This window comes from Streptomyces fragilis (assembly GCF_003112515.1).
Classification (GTDB): Bacteria; Actinomycetota; Actinomycetes; order Streptomycetales; family Streptomycetaceae; genus Streptomyces; species Streptomyces fragilis.
Genome location: NZ_BEVZ01000004.1, coordinates 305,588 through 319,702 on the forward strand (window position 1 = coordinate 305,588; position 14,115 = coordinate 319,702).

Sequence of the window (14,115 nt, forward strand, 5' to 3'; positions counted from 1 at the left end):
GGCGGTCACCCGGCGGTGTCCGGGGTCAGAAGCCGGCGGGCTCGGTGTAGACGCCCCACTCCTCGCGGAGCACGTCGCAGATCTCGCCCAGGGTGGCCTCGGCACGGACCGCCTCGACCATCGGCTCGATCATGTTGGCCCCGGAGCGCGCCGCGGCGAGCATCGCGTCCAGCGCGCCCCGCACGGCGGCCTCGTCGCGGGCGGCGCGCCGCGCGGTCAGCGTCCGCACCTGCTCGCGCTCCACCTCGTGGCTGACCCGCAGGATCTCCAGGTCGCCGGTGACCGAGCCGGTGTGGGCGTTGACGCCGACGACCCGCTTGTCGCCCTTCTCCAGGGACCGCTGGTACTGGAAGGCCGCCTCGGCGATCTCCCCGGTGAACCAGCCGTCCTCGATGCCGCGCAGGATGCCGGAGGTGATCGGGCCGATCGGGTGCTTGCCGTCCGGGTGGGCCCGCAGGCCGCGTTCCCTTATCTGCTCGAAGATCTTCTCCGCGTCCGCCTCGATGCGGTCGGTGAGCTGCTCGACGTACCAGGAGCCGCCCAGCGGGTCGGCCACGTTGGCGACGCCGGTCTCCTCCATCAGCACCTGCTGGGTGCGCAGCGCGATCTCCGCGGCCTGCTCGCTGGGCAGCGCGAGCGTCTCGTCGAGGGCGTTGGTGTGCAGCGAGTTGGTGCCGCCGAGCACCGCGGCCAGCGCCTCCACGGCCGTGCGGACCACGTTGTTGTACGGCTGCTGGGCGGTGAGCGAGACGCCGGCGGTCTGGGTGTGGAAGCGCAGCCACTGGGCCTTGTCGGTCTTCGCCCCGTACACGTCGCGCATCCAGCGGGCCCAGATGCGCCGGGCGGCGCGGAACTTCGCGATCTCCTCGAAGAAGTCCACGTGCGCGTCGAAGAAGAAGCTGAGGCCGGGCGCGAAGACGTCCACGTCCAGGCCCCGGCTGAGGCCCAGCTCGACGTAGCCGAAGCCGTCGGCCAGCGTGTAGGCCAGCTCCTGCGCGGCCGTGGAGCCTGCCTCGCGGATGTGGTACCCGGAGACCGAGAGCGGCTTGTAGGCCGGGATGCGCTCGGCGCAGTACTCCATCAGGTCGCCGATCAGGCGCAGGTGGGGCTCCGGCTCGAAGAGCCACTCCTTCTGCGCGATGTACTCCTTGAAGATGTCCGTCTGCAGCGTGCCGTTGAGCACCGACGGGGAGACCCCCTGGCGCTCGGCGGCCACCAGGTACATGCAGAAGACCGGGACGGCCGGGCCGCTGATGGTCATCGAGGTGGTGACGTCGCCCAGCGGGATGTCCCGGAAGAGGACCTCCATGTCGGCGGCGGAGTCGATGGCGACGCCGCAGTGGCCGACCTCGCCCAGCGAGCGCGGGTCGTCGGAGTCGCGGCCCATCAGCGTCGGCATGTCGAACGCCACCGAGAGGCCCCCGCCGCCGTTGGCGAGGATCATCTTGTAGCGCTCGTTGGTCTGCTCGGCGTTGCCGAAGCCGGCGAACTGGCGGATGGTCCAGGTGCGGCCCCGGTAGCCGGTCGGGTACAGGCCCCGGGTGAAGGGGTACTCACCGGGCCAGCCGATCCGCTCGAACCCCTGGTAGACGTCACCGGGGCGCGGGCCGTAGACCGGCTCGACGGGGTCTCCGGAGAGCGTGGTGAAGTCGGCGTCCCGCTTGCGCGCGGAGTCGTACCGGGCCTGCCAGCGGCGGCGGCCCTCCTCGATGGCTTCAGCGTCCATACCTCCAAGTTACTAGGACGTCCTAGTAAATGTCGACGCAAGAGGCCGCGCCGGTGCGGCCCGGCCTCGGAGGAGCGAGGGGACCGGGCGGTCAGACCTTGGCGGCCGCGGGAGCGGCGCCGCCGGCGATCCGGGGCTCCACCTCCTTGGCGATCTTCCGCTCGACGAAGAACGCGGCGGTGGGGACGGTGCCGGCCAGGAGCACCCAGACCTGCTTGGAGACCGGCCACTTGGCCTTGGAACCGAGGTCGAAGGCGAAGACCAGGTAGAGCACGTACAGCCAGCCGTGCGCGATGCCCACCACCTGGGTGAAGCCGTCGGCGCCGTCGATCTTCAGCAGGTACTTGGCGATCACGCCCACGCAGAGCAGGATCAACAGCACACCCGTGATGTAGGCCATCGCGCGGTAACGGGTCAGCACGGCTCGCTTCATGCCTACGAGGGTAACCGTGGACTTTGCGCGATCTTGACCGGGCCCCGCCCTTCGGACCGGTCCGCTCAGGCCTCCTCGAAGTCCCCCGCCGCCACCCGCAGGGGCCGCAGCAGGGCGAAGATCTCCCCGCACTCCTCGGCGTCGTAGACACCGAGGCCGAAGTCCATGGCCATCAGGTCGCGGGTCGCCGCGTCGACCACCTCGCGACCCTTGTCGGTGATGCCCGCCAGCGTGCCGCGCCCGTCGTCCGGGTTGGGCCGCTTGGCGACGAGCCCGGAGCGCACCAGGCGGTCCACCGTGTTGGTCACCGAGGTCGGGTGGACCATCAGGCGCTCGCCGATCTTGGACATCGGCAGCTCCCCGCTCTTGGAGAAGGTGAGCAGCACCAGCGCCTCGTAGCGGGCGAAGGTCAGGCCGTAGGGCTTGACGACGGCGTCCACCTCGGCGAGCAGGATCTGGTGCGCGCGCATGATCGAGGTGATCGCGGACATGGAGGGAACGCCGCCCCACCGCTGCTTCCACAGTTCGTCGGCGCGCGCGATGGGGTCGAAGGCAAGACTGAGCGGCTTCGGCACGACGCCGACGATACCCGCCGGGTCAGCGGCCGGCGGGGCCGGAGCCGAGGCCGGCGAGCAGCAGGGCGGTGAGGTCGCGCACCCAGACCTCGTCGACCGGACCGGCGCTGACCAGGCTGCGGTGCACCACCGCTCCGGCGACCACGTCGAAGATCAGGTCGACGGAGCGGTCGGCCGCCTCCGGGTCGGGGTCCGGCGGGAGCTCGCCGCGGCGCTGCGCCCGGGCCTTGCCCTCGCGGACCAGCCGTTTCTGGCGCTCCACGATCGAGGTGCGGATGCGCTCGCGCAGCGTGGCGTCGAGCGTCGACTCGGCCACCACGGCCATCAGGCCGCTGCGCGCCTCGGGGCGGGCCAGGATGGCCGCGAACCGCAGCACCACGCCCTCGATGTCGGCGGCCAGGCTGCCGCGGTCGGGGAGTTCGAGCTCGTCGAAGAGTTCCGCCACCGCGTCCACGACCAGTTCGTTCTTGCCGGGCCAGCGGCGGTAGAGGGTCGTCTTGGCGACGCCGGCCCGCAGCGCCACGTCGCCCAGGGTGAGCCGGGACCAGCCGAGTTCGACCAGCGCCTCGCGGGTGGCGGCGAGGATCGCGGCGTCGGCGGCGGCGCTGCGGGGGCGGCCGGTCCGGGGTGCGGGCGTACTGCGGGGCATGACATACGACGATACGGCCGTGAGGCAGATCACGCCGGGGACGGTGGGGCCGCGGGCCTCCGGATGGTTACGCTACGACTCGTAGCGAAAGCCGGGATCCACCCGGCCGGGCGACAACCACGATCCGGCGTCAGGTGGGGACCCGACGCCACTTTCGGGGGCCGTTTCCGGCCCCTTCCCGCAGAGGTTCCCCGGCGGTTTCCGCCGGGGTGCGCCGACGGGGGAGGATAGGCGCATGCAGCCACGGAACATGTCCATGAGCGGAGTGGTCGACCTCGCCGCCGTGAAGGCGGCCCAGGAGGCCAAGGCGAAGGCGGAGCAGGCGCGGGCGGAGGCCGCCCGCCGGGGCGGCACCGGCGCCGTCTCCCCCGCCGACCTGGTGTACGACGTCGACGAGGCCGGCTTCGAGCGCGACGTCCTGCAGAAGTCCACCGAGGTGCCCGTCGTCCTCGACTTCTGGGCCGAGTGGTGCCAGCCCTGCAAGCAGCTGAGCCCGGTGCTGGAGCGGCTGGCCGTCGAGTACAACGGCCGTTTCGTCCTGGCCAAGGTGGACGTCGACGCCAACCAGATGCTGATGCAGCAGTTCGGGATCCAGGGGATCCCGGCGGTCTTCGCGGTGGTCGCCGGCCAGGCGCTGCCGCTCTTCCAGGGAGCCGCGCCGGAGACGCAGATCCGCGAGACCCTCGACCAGCTGATCGCGGTCGGTGAGCAGCGCTTCGGCCTGACCGGCCTGACCGTCGACCCGGAGGCCGAGCCGGGCGGCGGTGCCGGCGCGGCCGCGGCGGCACCCGAGGGACCGCACGACGCCGTGCTCGAGGCGGCGGCCCTGGCGCTGGACGCCGGGGACCTGGGCGGCGCGATCCGCGCCTACCGCAACGTCCTCCTGGACGACCCGGGCAACGAGGAGGCCAAGCTGGGCCTCGCCCAGGCCGAACTCCTGGAGCGCGTGCAGGGGCTGGACCCGCAGGCCGTGCGGCGGGACGCCGCCGAGAAGCCGGCGGACGCCGCGGCGCAGATCGCCGCGGCCGACCTGGACCTGGTGGGCGGTCACGTCGAGGACGCCTTCGGCCGCCTCATCGACACCGTGCGGCGGACGGCCGGGGACGACCGGGAGGCCGTGCGCGTGCGGCTGCTGCAGATGTTCGAGGTCGTCGGCGGCGAGGACCCGCGGGTGGTCGCCGCGCGGCGCGCGCTGGCGCGCGCTCTCCACTAGGACGCGGACGAGGACGCCGGACGGAAGCCGCCGACGGGCGGCGCCGTGCGGGCGTCGCCGGGCAGGACGGGCCGGGGCGGGACGGAAGTCGACGACTTGCGTCCCGCCCCGGCCGTTTCGGCGTCCGGGGCGCGGGAAAAACATGGAGCCGGTGCGGAAAAGAGCCGTCCGAGCGACGCGTTGCGGCCACGCTTTGCCAAATCTTGAGAAACCGCCCAGCTGTTACTGGCAGTAAAGCTTGCCGACCACCCTGCCCGGCTGCGCCTCCCTTTGCCCGGCTTTGCCCCGGAACGGACCGCCACCCTCCGTCGTGGACCGGGGCGAGAGGGGTGATCCACGGCCATCTCGCCGTTACCCACGGGTAACGAGACCCCTTGCGGGGGCGCGCAGAATGCACCACGATCGGCGACGCTCGGTCCTCTTCCGTGTCCCCGACAACCAATCGGGAGCACGGGACACAGGGTCCCCACCGGGCGGGGGCGGCGTCACCGAGACTCCGCGCCCAGGACAGGGGGGTCTTCGCCTGCGGCGGAGCCTGTCCGAAAAGGTCGCACGGGACCACCTGTCCGGTGCGGCCAGTGGTTGTCGCTCGGGGGTGATCGCCGGTGATTCGGGCGCGTACCGCGCCGTACGAGAACGGGCGCTCTCCTTCCCGAGGACGTAGCACTTCTCCCATCCCTGCCCGGCCCGGGCCGCCTTCGGTGGCAGCCGGGACCAGGAGATGTACGTCCGAGAAGGAGGACATATGCAGTCCCAGCTGCGCGGCGGTACCAGATGGAAGCGGTTCGCCGTCGTCATGGTGCCCAGCATCGCCGCCACGGCCGCGATCGGTGTCGGCCTGGCGCAGGGCGCGCTCGCCGCGTCGTTCAGCGTCTCCGGCCAGTCGTTCAAGGTGACGACCGACCGGCTCGAAGGCAAGGGCTTCAACCAGTACGGCTCCCTGGCCCAGGGTGTCGACCTGGAGGGCAACAAGGCGCTCCACCCGGTCGCCGTCTCCGCCTTCAAGAGCGCCGACATCACCAACATGTGCCAGTCCGTCGTGACGCCGCACGTGCCGGTCTTCGGCAACGTCAGCCTCCGGCTGACCGCGGGCACCGGTGACAAGCCGGTCCACGCCGAGAACCTGTACCTCGACGTGGAGAGCCTCGAGACCACCTCGGCCGAGTTCCGCAACATCGACATCGGTGTGGCGGCCGGTCAGGCCACCAAGGGTCCCGAGCTCGCGGCGGGCACCAACGCCAACGGTTTCGCCCAGCACGCCAGCGAGGCCACCCTCACCGGCGTGAAGCAGACCGCGTGGGCCACCACCGCCGGCACCTTCAACCTCAGCAACCTGAAGCTGTCGCTGAAGCCGGGTGTCCACGAGTGCTACTGAGCACTCGCTGACGGGCGAGGGAGCCTCGCGGCTCCCCCGCTCGTCCCAGCCCCACGCACCACCACACTCATCACGGCAACGCCGTTCCAGGGAGCTGTTTTCCATGAGCGCCGAGACTCCTGCCGCGCCCGGTAGCGAACGCCTTCGGGTCATCCGGCGGAACTTCCGCACGTGGCGGGGCACGCGGCCGTTCTGGGCCGGCCTGTTCGTCATGCTCGCCGGTCTGCCCATCGGGTACTTCCCCTACGCCGACCTGCACATCGGCAACCTGACCATGACCATGGCCACCACCGCCGGAGCCGGCTCGCTGATCATCGGCGTGCTGCTCGGGGTGCTGGGTCTGTGCCTGTGGTTCCAGCGGCACATCCAGATCTTCTGCGGTGTCGCGGCGATCCTGCTGGGCCTGGTCTCCATCCCGGTGTCCAACCTCGGCGGCTTCTTCATCGGCTTCCTGCTCGCGCTGATCGGCGGTGCCATGGCGATCGCCTGGGCGCCGGGCCGTCCGGACGAGGCCGCGCGGACCGCGCAGGCCGACAGCGCCGAACCGCTCGCCGCCGGGCCGGAGCACGCCGCCGCGACCGTGTCCTTCGCGAAGGACGACGGCGCGCGGGACGAGCACGACTCGGGCACCGTCAACGCACGGCTCCCGGAGGCGCGCCGCGGCGGCCTGCCCGCCGACGAGTGGAACGAACTGTCCAGCACCAACCCGGCCAACGAGGTGAACGGGAGGCACAGTGCCGGCTGACGAGGAGGTCCACGGCCAGGCCGTGGACGAGTCGGACGCGAGAACGGGGCCGCGCCACGCCGCGCCCAGGAAGCCGTTGCGTGCCCGGGTCCGCATTCCCGGCGGCAAGGTGATGGCCATCGCCGCCATGCCGACCGCCGTCCTCATGGGCATGGGCTTCACGCCGACGCTCGCCCAGGCCGACGACCGGCCCGACCTCCCCAAGGGTTCCCTGACCGCGGAGGAGTTCCAGGCCTGCGTCGAGGTGCTCGAGGAGGCCGAGAAGGGCGAGAAGGGCGACGCCCCCGAGGACGACAAGACCCCCGACACCGGTGGCGACGAGAAGCCCGCGCCCGGCGACGAGGACGAGGACACGGGCGGCGACAAGCCCCCGGCCCCCGCGGAGCCGGAGCCGGAGAAGCCCGAGCCCACCGAGCCGGCCCCCGAGGAGCCCGCACCGGCCGATCCCGCTCCCGAGGAGCCGGCTCCCGCCGAGCCGGAGGCCGACAGGCCGAACGTGCTCGAGGAGATCGGCAGCGCCCTCGGCGACCTGCTCGACGGACCCGGGGCTCAGCAGGACGAGGCCGCCGCGGCCGAGGAGCCGGCCACCGGGCCCACCGGGGCCGCGGAGGAGACGGACCCCGCCGACTCCCCGAAGGCCGGAGCCGAGGCCGACGCCGACACCGAGAAGGAGGCGGACGCCGGGAAGGCCACCGAGGCTCCCGAGGAGGCCGTCGAGGAGACCGCCAAGGCGCTGGAGAAGGCCGAGGAGGCCGAGAAGGCCGCCGAGGAGGGCGAGGCGGTCGAGGAGACGGCCGAGGAGCCCGCGATCGACCCCGAGGACTGCCCCGTCGCCACCGACGAGGAGGGCGGCCTCGAGAACATCGTGGCGCTGCCCGACCGGGCGTGGGAGCTGCAGGCCAGTTCGCTGCTGCTCAAGGGCGCCAAGTACGAGGGCGTCGTCAAGGTGAAGACGGCCGACGGCACCGTCAAGAAGGTGCTGAAGTACGTCGTCTCCGACGGCACCGACATCGGCGACCTGCACCAGGTCGTCCACGACACGCAGAACAGGAAGACGCACCACGCGGTTGCGGGCAAGGGCACCACGTCCACCATCCGCGGCGGCGACACGGTGATGTACACGGAGTCCATCTCCGGCAACCTGCTGGGGCTGATCCCGGTGACCTTCTCGCCGGAGAACCCGCCGCCGCTGGACATCCCGATCATCTACTTCACCAAGGTGAAGGTGGTCCAGGCCGGCCAGTTCGGCGGCAACCTGACCATCCCGGGTCTGCGCCAGTACGTCGACTAGCCGACCGCGCCAGCGCCTCACGAGGCACGGACGAAGTGCCCCCGCCGCCCATCGGGCCGCGGGGGCACTTCTCGTGGGGCCCTACGAGATCCACCGAGTCAGATCATCGTCGGCTTCCCGTCCTGTGCGCCGCCGGTGAGCGGGGTCCGGTCGGGGGTGGCGGCGGCCGCCACCACCGAGGTGGCGGTCGCCACGGCGGAGCCGGCGGGCGCCTCCGCGGACCCGGCGGACAGCGCCGGACCGCCGGACAGGCCGGAGCCGGCGGGTGGCGCGGGCAGCGCGGTGGCGCGGCCGCCGCTCGCGAGGGCCGGCAGCGGCCACCGGCCGGGCTCGTGACCGGAACCGGCCGCCCGCTCACCGTGCACGCCGTGCACCGGCAGGGACGCGGTCTGCAGGGCGGGCACCGGGTACATGGCCGGCAGCACGGGCTGCAGCGGCTCGACGACGGGCTGCGCCGGGCGGACGTCGGCGAGCAGGGCGGGCTCCGGCGCGGGAGCCGCCGGGAAGGGCGTCTCCCGCTCGGGCGCCGCCCCGACGGGGACCACGGCCGGTTCGGACACCGGGACGGGACGGCGCGGCGGCTCCGGCACGGCGGCCGGCTCGCGCTCCGCGGCGCCCGCCGGGACCGGCTCCGGCGCGGGAGCGGCGTCCGCGCCCTCCGCCGCGGCCGGCACGGCCGTGACGTCGGCCGCGGTGACGGGCGCGGCGTCCGGCAGCGCGACCGGCACGGTGACCGGGGCTGCGGTCCTGCGGCGGCGGGCCTCGGCCAGCGCCGTGTACCACCAGATCGCCACCGGGGAGAGGGCGATCACCAGGGCGAGCACCGCCCAGGTGCGCATCGCCGCGTGCGTGTGGCCGAGCAGCTCGGAGGCCACCAGCGAGACGGCCAGCACCGCCGCCCAGAACAGGTGCACCCGGAAGGTGAGCAGCCGGTCCGCGCTGCTGTCGCCGCCCTTGGGGGTGACCACGAAGCGGCACGGGCGGCGCATCAGGGCGGCCGTGAAGGACTTCAGGTAGATAGGCGCGGAGATCGCCGACATGGCCATCCCGGCGAGGCCGCCGGACCCCTTGGGCTCGTGCGGCGAGACGTTGTGCCGCCGGTTCCAGAGGTAGAGGCCGATCTGCAGGGCGGCGGCGTCGCTGTAGAGCATCAGCCACACCGACGTGGAGACCGAGGTGCCGGACGCGCCGAACCACATGAACAGGGCGCAGCTGAAGACGCCCAGGAACCAGTTGACCGCGGTCATCGGGTAGTAGCAGACCATCAGCGAGTACTGGAACAGCCGGCCGTAGGGCATGGTGAACGGCGCCTTCCAGAACTGCTTGAAGAGCGTCTCGTAGGTGCCGCGCGACCACCGCATCTGCTGGGTGAAGAAGTCGGTCCACGAGGTCGGGCCCTCGCCGACGGCCAGGACGTCCGGGGTGTAGACCGAGCGCCAGCGCCGCCGGGTGCCGGGGTTGCGGGTGCGGTGGAGCTCGAACCCGGTGGCCATGTCCTCGGTGATGGAGTCGTACAGGCCGCCGATCTGCTTGACGGCGGAGATCCGCACGACGTTGTTGGTGCCGACGAACATGGGCGCCCGGTAGCGGTTGCCGGCCCGCTGGATCAGCGCGTGGAACAGGTACTGCTGCGACTCCGCGGCCTTGGTCACGGGGTTGGTGTAGTTGCCGTAGACCTGCGGCCCGACCACGAAGGCCACGTCCGGGTCGCGGAAGTAGCCGAGCATCCGCTCCAGGAAGTTGGGCAGCGGCACGTGGTCGGTGTCGACGGAGGCGAAGAAGTCGTACTCGTCGCCGTGCGCGTCGAGCCAGGCGTTGTAGTTGCCGTGCTTGGTCTTCGCCTTGTGGTGGCCGGTGGGACGGTTCCAGCGGTCGACGCCCTTGCGGGAGAAGTGGCGCACGCCCAGTTCCCGGCACAGGGCCTTGGCCTCGTGGTCGTCGCCCTCGTCGAGGAGCCAGACGTCCAGGTGGCCGGCGTGGGTGATGCGGGTCGCGCCCTCCAGGGTGGCGCGGAGCATCGACAGCGGCTCCTTGCCGGGGACGTAGGTGGTGATGAAGGCGACCCTTGTGCCGGGTTCGGGGGTCACGGGCACCGGGTCGCGGGCGACCATCGTGGCGTGGGCGACGGAGAAGACGTTCACGACCATGAAGAACTCGATCAGCCCGATCCCCACCAGCATGGCCACGTCGAGGACGGACAGCCAGGTCTGCGACGCGTCACGCTCCACCCAGTGCGTGGGCCACACCAGGTAGACCAGCAGCAGGCCGGTGAGCAACGGAGCGAGCGCCATCATCGCGACCGCTCGCCACCGGTGGGGCTCGCGCGAGAGCAGCGAGGTGTACCGCACTCGGTAGGGCTCGTCGGCGGGTGGCCCGGTGAGCGGGCCCGCCAGTCGGCTGTGGGTGTCGTAGTCGTACCCCTCCGGCAGCACAGCACCCTCCAATGATCGAATCCGCGCTTCCGTGATCGGAGGTTCGAAATCCGGGGTCCGGAGATCGAAGATCTGCGATCAGGAACGGACAAGATGCTATCCACACAAAAGTGGATATTCCGGGAGCTGTCGACTTGGGCGCGTCCGGGCGCGGGGGGCCGCCGGAGGGGGATCCGGGGGTGCGGCGGGCCGGTGCCGGCCCGGTGATCCCGGTGACCGGCGAGGTTCCCGGCGGGTCGGCGTGTCGGTCGGGCTACGGCTGGAAACCGCTCATTCGGCCGAAGGGGACGACCGCTCCGGGCGAGCCACGCTGCGGCGCAGGTGGGCGCGGACCGCGCGCTGCGCGACGGGGCCCAGGGCGTCGACGGCGGAGACCAGGTCCGCCAGCCGCTCGAGCGCGTCCAGGGCACGGGTCGCCCCCTCGGGGTCGGCGCCCTCGTAGAGCTCCAGGCCGACGAAGGAGGCGGCGATCGCGCGGGCCAGCCCCTCGGGGTCGGCGAACTCGCCGAACGGGGTGGCCGCCAGCACCCGGCGCAGCACCCGCTCGATCTCGGTGATCCACATGTCGAGCCCGGCTGCGGTGGCCGGGCCGAGCCGGGCGTGGGTCTGGGCGCCGGCCAGCATCTGCCCGATCAGCGCCACGTGGCCGGCGGCCCGCTCGGTGTCGTGGATCTCCCGGCCCAGGGCCAGCAGCCCGGACAGCGAGGTCACCTCGGCGAGCCGCTCCCGGTACCGGGCGACCCGCTCCTCCGCGCCGTGCCGGCAGGCGGCGGCGAGCAGCTCGTCCATCGACCCGAAGTGGTAGAAGACCAGCGCCTGGTTGACCCCGGCAGCGGCCGCCACGGACCGGGCCGACACCTTCGCGATGCCGTGCTCGGCGAGGGTGTGCAGGGTTCCCTCCAGCAGCCGGGTCCGGGTGTCGGGCACGGCCCCCGGCGCCTGCGCACCGCCCGCGCCGGCCGCGGCACCCGCGGCCCCCGCGGCACCCGCGGCACCCGCGTCGCCCGTACCGCCCGCGGCCCTTGCGGCTCCCGTACCGCCCGCGTCGCCCGTACCGCCCGCGGCCCCTGCGGCTCCCGAGCCGTCCGAGTCGCCCGTACCGCCCGCGGCCCCTGTGGCTGCCGCACCGCCCGCGTCCCCCTGCTCCCCGCCGCGGCCCGGTCCGGGGGCGGCGTCCCGGTTCGCGGCGATCACGCCCGGGCCTCCTCTCGCACCGGCCGCAGCCCGGGGCGCACGCCGTGCCGTGCGGCGTCCGTGTACTCGGCGGTGAAGGAGCCCTCGTAGCCGAAGAGCGGGCCGACGTACCGGTTGACCACACGGACCCGGACCGAGAAGCGCCCGGTGGCGTCGTCGAACGCCTCCCGCACCTCCGCCTCCCCGCCGACGAGTCCGGGGACGCGGACGTCCAGCGGCCCCTCACGGAACCGGTGCTCGCCGGACCGGATGATCAGCTCGCCCTCGTCCCCCGCGGCGAGGTGCAGGTCGCTGGCCAGGTGCTGGTGGGTGCCGAGGTAGTCCAGCACGCGGTCGCCCCGCGGCCCCATGACCATCTGCGCGTCGAAGCGGCGGGGCCCGGCGGGCAGCTGGAAGGTGCGCACGAAGCTGACCGTCTCCCGGCCGAAAGAGTCCACGTAGGGGACGTTCTCGATCACGAAGGGCACGTTCCGCCCCTGTCTCGGGACCAGGATGTTCCGGGTGGCGCCGAGCGCCAGGAACGGCCGGACGAAGCCGCGCCCGTGCCAGATCCGGTCCATCGTCCCGGTACCGACACAGGCCTCGCCGCCGTCCAGGCCGACGGAGAACCTGCGGCGCAGCTCGGGGTGGAGCCGTCCGAAGTCCGCGCCCATCACCCGGCGGAAGATCGAGCCGCGACTCATGACGTGGGGCCTTCCAGGCGCAGGAGCAGGCGGGGAGCGTGTACCCGCAGGGGCGGGGTGCGCAGGCAGCGGCGGGCGGCCGGGGTGCCGGACAGCGGGTTCTTGATCAGGGCGAGCGTGAGGGCGACGGCGGCCGCCAGCGGGAGCGCGAAGACGGTACCGGGGCCGAGCGGCCCGGTCAGCGCGGCGATCTGCAGAGGTCCGGCCAGCAGCACGGCGCAGCAGGCGGCGATCACCAGGGCGCGCACGGCCATCTCGGCGATCCAGTTCAGCAGGGCGCGCTCCGGGCTGATCCCGTGCTCCAGCCAGAGCCGGAGCCGGTCGAACGACCAGGCGGTGGCCCAGCCCATCAGCCGGCGGAACACCAGCCGGTCGAGCAGGGCACCGGCCCGTCCCCAGCGGGGGCGGTAGTCGTAACCGGTGAGGAAGCGCACCCCGTCGCCGTCCGGGACGTAGCGCCAGTAGCCGCTGCCCTCGGCGAGCGGCGAGAGCGGGTGCGGGCAGGAGAACCGCAGCGCGGAGGTGCGCGTGCCGTCGCGGCGCTCCCGCTCCCCCGCCGAGACGCCGGTGCCGGCCACGGTGAGCCCCGGCAGCACCCGGGTGGCGTAACGGAAGCGCACCGGGGCGTCCTCGGGGCCGGGCAGCGGCTGGATCTCCGTGAAGCGCAGGTCCCAGCGCTGGTGGCAGCGCGGGTCCTGGGTGAGTCGCCACAGCTCGTCGAAGTCCGCGCCGACCTTGGCCTCCACGTAGATCCCCACCCGTGAACCCCCATTCCCGCCCTGCGTTTGAGCGACCGCTCAAGTGCCGAGAGCAGAAACGTACACGCGTTTGAGCACTCGCTCAATACAGCGGGAGCGGTGGATGCACGGCCCGCGGTCGCGCCCATGACGCGGGAAGCCCCGGCCCTGGTGGGCCGGGGCTTCCCGCACGGACGGAAGGCGTCGCGGGTCAGTCCGCCGCGAGGTGCCGCTCCACCGTCTCGACCTTGGAGGTCAGCCCGTCCCGCACACCGGGGCGGATGTCGGCCTTGAGCACCACGGACACCCGCGGCGCCCGCGCCTCGACGGCCGCCACGGCGCGCTTGACGACGTCCATGACCTCGTCCCACTCGCCCTCGATCGAGGTGAACATGGCATCGGTGCGGTTCGGCAGACCGGACTCGCGGACCACCCGGACGGCGTCGGCGACGTACTCCCCGACGTCCTCGCCCACGCCCAGCGGGGTCACGGAAAAAGCGACGATCATGCTGCGGCCGTTCCCTTCATCTCCTTGCGGGCCCGCGCCGCGATGACCGCGTCCTCCGTCTCACGCCGCAGCCGGCGCTCGGCGTAGAACCCGCCGAACGGCACCACGCCGAGCACGAAGTACAGGGCGGCGGTCCACAGCGACCACTTGGCCCGGTACCAGGCGTCCGCCCAGAACAGGACGTACAGGATCCACAGCACGGCGTGGATCGCGCCCAGCACGGGCACGGCGTTGAACTCGGTGGTGCGCTTGAGGACCGAGCACACCAGCAGCAGCAGGAAGGACACCGCCTCGGGCGCCGATACCAGGCGGAGGCGGCGGAGGGCGGCAGCGGTCTTGAGGTCCACGGATCACCTTCGGTCGGAAGAACGTCACACCTTGTGAATGCGCGCACAAGCGGGCCTCACCCATTGTGGCATCCCCTGGTCGGCTCAACGGGTGAGGGGTTCGGCGGGTTCCCGAACCGCCCCTTCGGGACATCTCTCAGGGGATTTTCAGGGCCACGGACCGCCCCCGGCCTGTCCACCGGGCCCCGCCTGCGGATACGGTCGCCT

The 14,115-nt window shown here is 72.6% G+C and carries 13 protein-coding genes and 1 pseudogene; 4 read left to right on the top strand and 10 right to left on the bottom strand.

The window, feature by feature from the left end; genetic code table 11:
* Positions 1 to 25 precede the first annotated feature (25 nt).
* The 4 genes from icmA to Sfr03f_RS14545 form a co-directional block, all read right to left on the bottom strand.
* Positions 26 to 1,726 (bottom strand): coenzyme B12-dependent isobutyryl-CoA mutase large subunit, encoded by a 1,701-nt coding sequence (gene icmA / locus Sfr03f_RS14530; RefSeq protein ID WP_108954319.1) that lies wholly within the window; start codon positions 1,724 to 1,726, stop codon positions 26 to 28.
* A gap of 91 nt (positions 1,727 to 1,817) precedes the next feature.
* A complete protein-coding gene (locus Sfr03f_RS14535; RefSeq protein WP_108954320.1) occupies positions 1,818 to 2,159 on the bottom strand; it encodes a DUF3817 domain-containing protein in 342 nt (113 codons plus the stop codon).
* Between the two features lie 65 nt (positions 2,160 to 2,224).
* Positions 2,225 to 2,734: a MarR family winged helix-turn-helix transcriptional regulator gene (locus tag Sfr03f_RS14540; RefSeq protein ID WP_108954321.1), complete on the bottom strand. Its 510-nt coding sequence runs from the start codon at positions 2,732 to 2,734 to the stop codon at positions 2,225 to 2,227.
* A 22-nt stretch (positions 2,735 to 2,756) separates the two neighbouring features.
* Entirely contained in the window at positions 2,757 to 3,383 is a 627-nt protein-coding gene (locus Sfr03f_RS14545) for a TetR/AcrR family transcriptional regulator (protein ID WP_108954322.1), read from the bottom strand.
* A gap of 235 nt (positions 3,384 to 3,618) precedes the next feature.
* Between Sfr03f_RS14545 and Sfr03f_RS14550 the strand changes: the two genes are divergently transcribed.
* The 4 genes from Sfr03f_RS14550 (at position 3,619) to Sfr03f_RS14570 (ending at position 8,007) form a co-directional block, all read left to right on the top strand.
* Positions 3,619 to 4,596, top strand: coding sequence for a tetratricopeptide repeat protein (locus tag Sfr03f_RS14550; protein ID WP_108954323.1), 978 nt, complete (start codon positions 3,619 to 3,621; stop codon positions 4,594 to 4,596).
* Between the two features lie 745 nt (positions 4,597 to 5,341).
* Positions 5,342 to 5,971, top strand: coding sequence for a DUF6230 family protein (locus tag Sfr03f_RS14560; protein ID WP_108954324.1), 630 nt, complete (start codon positions 5,342 to 5,344; stop codon positions 5,969 to 5,971).
* 103 nt (positions 5,972 to 6,074) lie between these two features.
* Positions 6,075 to 6,716: a DUF6114 domain-containing protein gene (locus Sfr03f_RS14565; RefSeq protein WP_108954325.1), complete on the top strand. Its 642-nt coding sequence runs from the start codon at positions 6,075 to 6,077 to the stop codon at positions 6,714 to 6,716.
* Positions 6,706 to 8,007, top strand: a complete 1,302-nt coding sequence (locus tag Sfr03f_RS14570; protein ID WP_108954326.1) for a hypothetical protein — start codon at positions 6,706 to 6,708, stop codon at positions 8,005 to 8,007. The genes Sfr03f_RS14565 and Sfr03f_RS14570 overlap by 11 nt, the downstream gene beginning before the upstream one ends.
* Before the next feature lie 662 nt (positions 8,008 to 8,669).
* On the opposite strand, the pseudogene Sfr03f_RS14575 reads toward Sfr03f_RS14570, so the two are convergent.
* The 6 genes and pseudogenes from Sfr03f_RS14575 to Sfr03f_RS14600 form a co-directional block, all read right to left on the bottom strand.
* Positions 8,670 to 10,439: pseudogene (locus Sfr03f_RS14575) on the bottom strand (glycosyltransferase family 2 protein); the annotation flags it as partial.
* Between the two features lie 270 nt (positions 10,440 to 10,709).
* Positions 10,710 to 11,366 carry a TetR/AcrR family transcriptional regulator gene (locus tag Sfr03f_RS14580; RefSeq protein ID WP_108954982.1) on the bottom strand — a complete coding sequence of 219 codons (657 nt, stop codon included), beginning with the start codon at positions 11,364 to 11,366 and terminating at the stop codon, positions 10,710 to 10,712.
* Between the two features lie 263 nt (positions 11,367 to 11,629).
* Entirely contained in the window at positions 11,630 to 12,316 is a 687-nt protein-coding gene (locus Sfr03f_RS14585; RefSeq protein WP_245967567.1) for a DUF4166 domain-containing protein, read from the bottom strand.
* Positions 12,313 to 13,074 carry a hypothetical protein gene (locus Sfr03f_RS14590; protein ID WP_108954327.1) on the bottom strand — a complete coding sequence of 254 codons (762 nt, stop codon included), beginning with the start codon at positions 13,072 to 13,074 and terminating at the stop codon, positions 12,313 to 12,315. The genes Sfr03f_RS14585 and Sfr03f_RS14590 overlap by 4 nt, the downstream gene beginning before the upstream one ends.
* Before the next feature lie 190 nt (positions 13,075 to 13,264).
* Positions 13,265 to 13,561 (bottom strand): MTH1187 family thiamine-binding protein, encoded by a 297-nt coding sequence (locus Sfr03f_RS14595; protein ID WP_108954328.1) that lies wholly within the window; start codon positions 13,559 to 13,561, stop codon positions 13,265 to 13,267.
* Entirely contained in the window at positions 13,558 to 13,908 is a 351-nt protein-coding gene (locus tag Sfr03f_RS14600; protein ID WP_108954329.1) for a DUF3817 domain-containing protein, read from the bottom strand. Before Sfr03f_RS14600 ends, Sfr03f_RS14595 begins: the two co-directional genes overlap by 4 nt.
* Positions 13,909 to 14,115 lie beyond the last annotated feature (207 nt).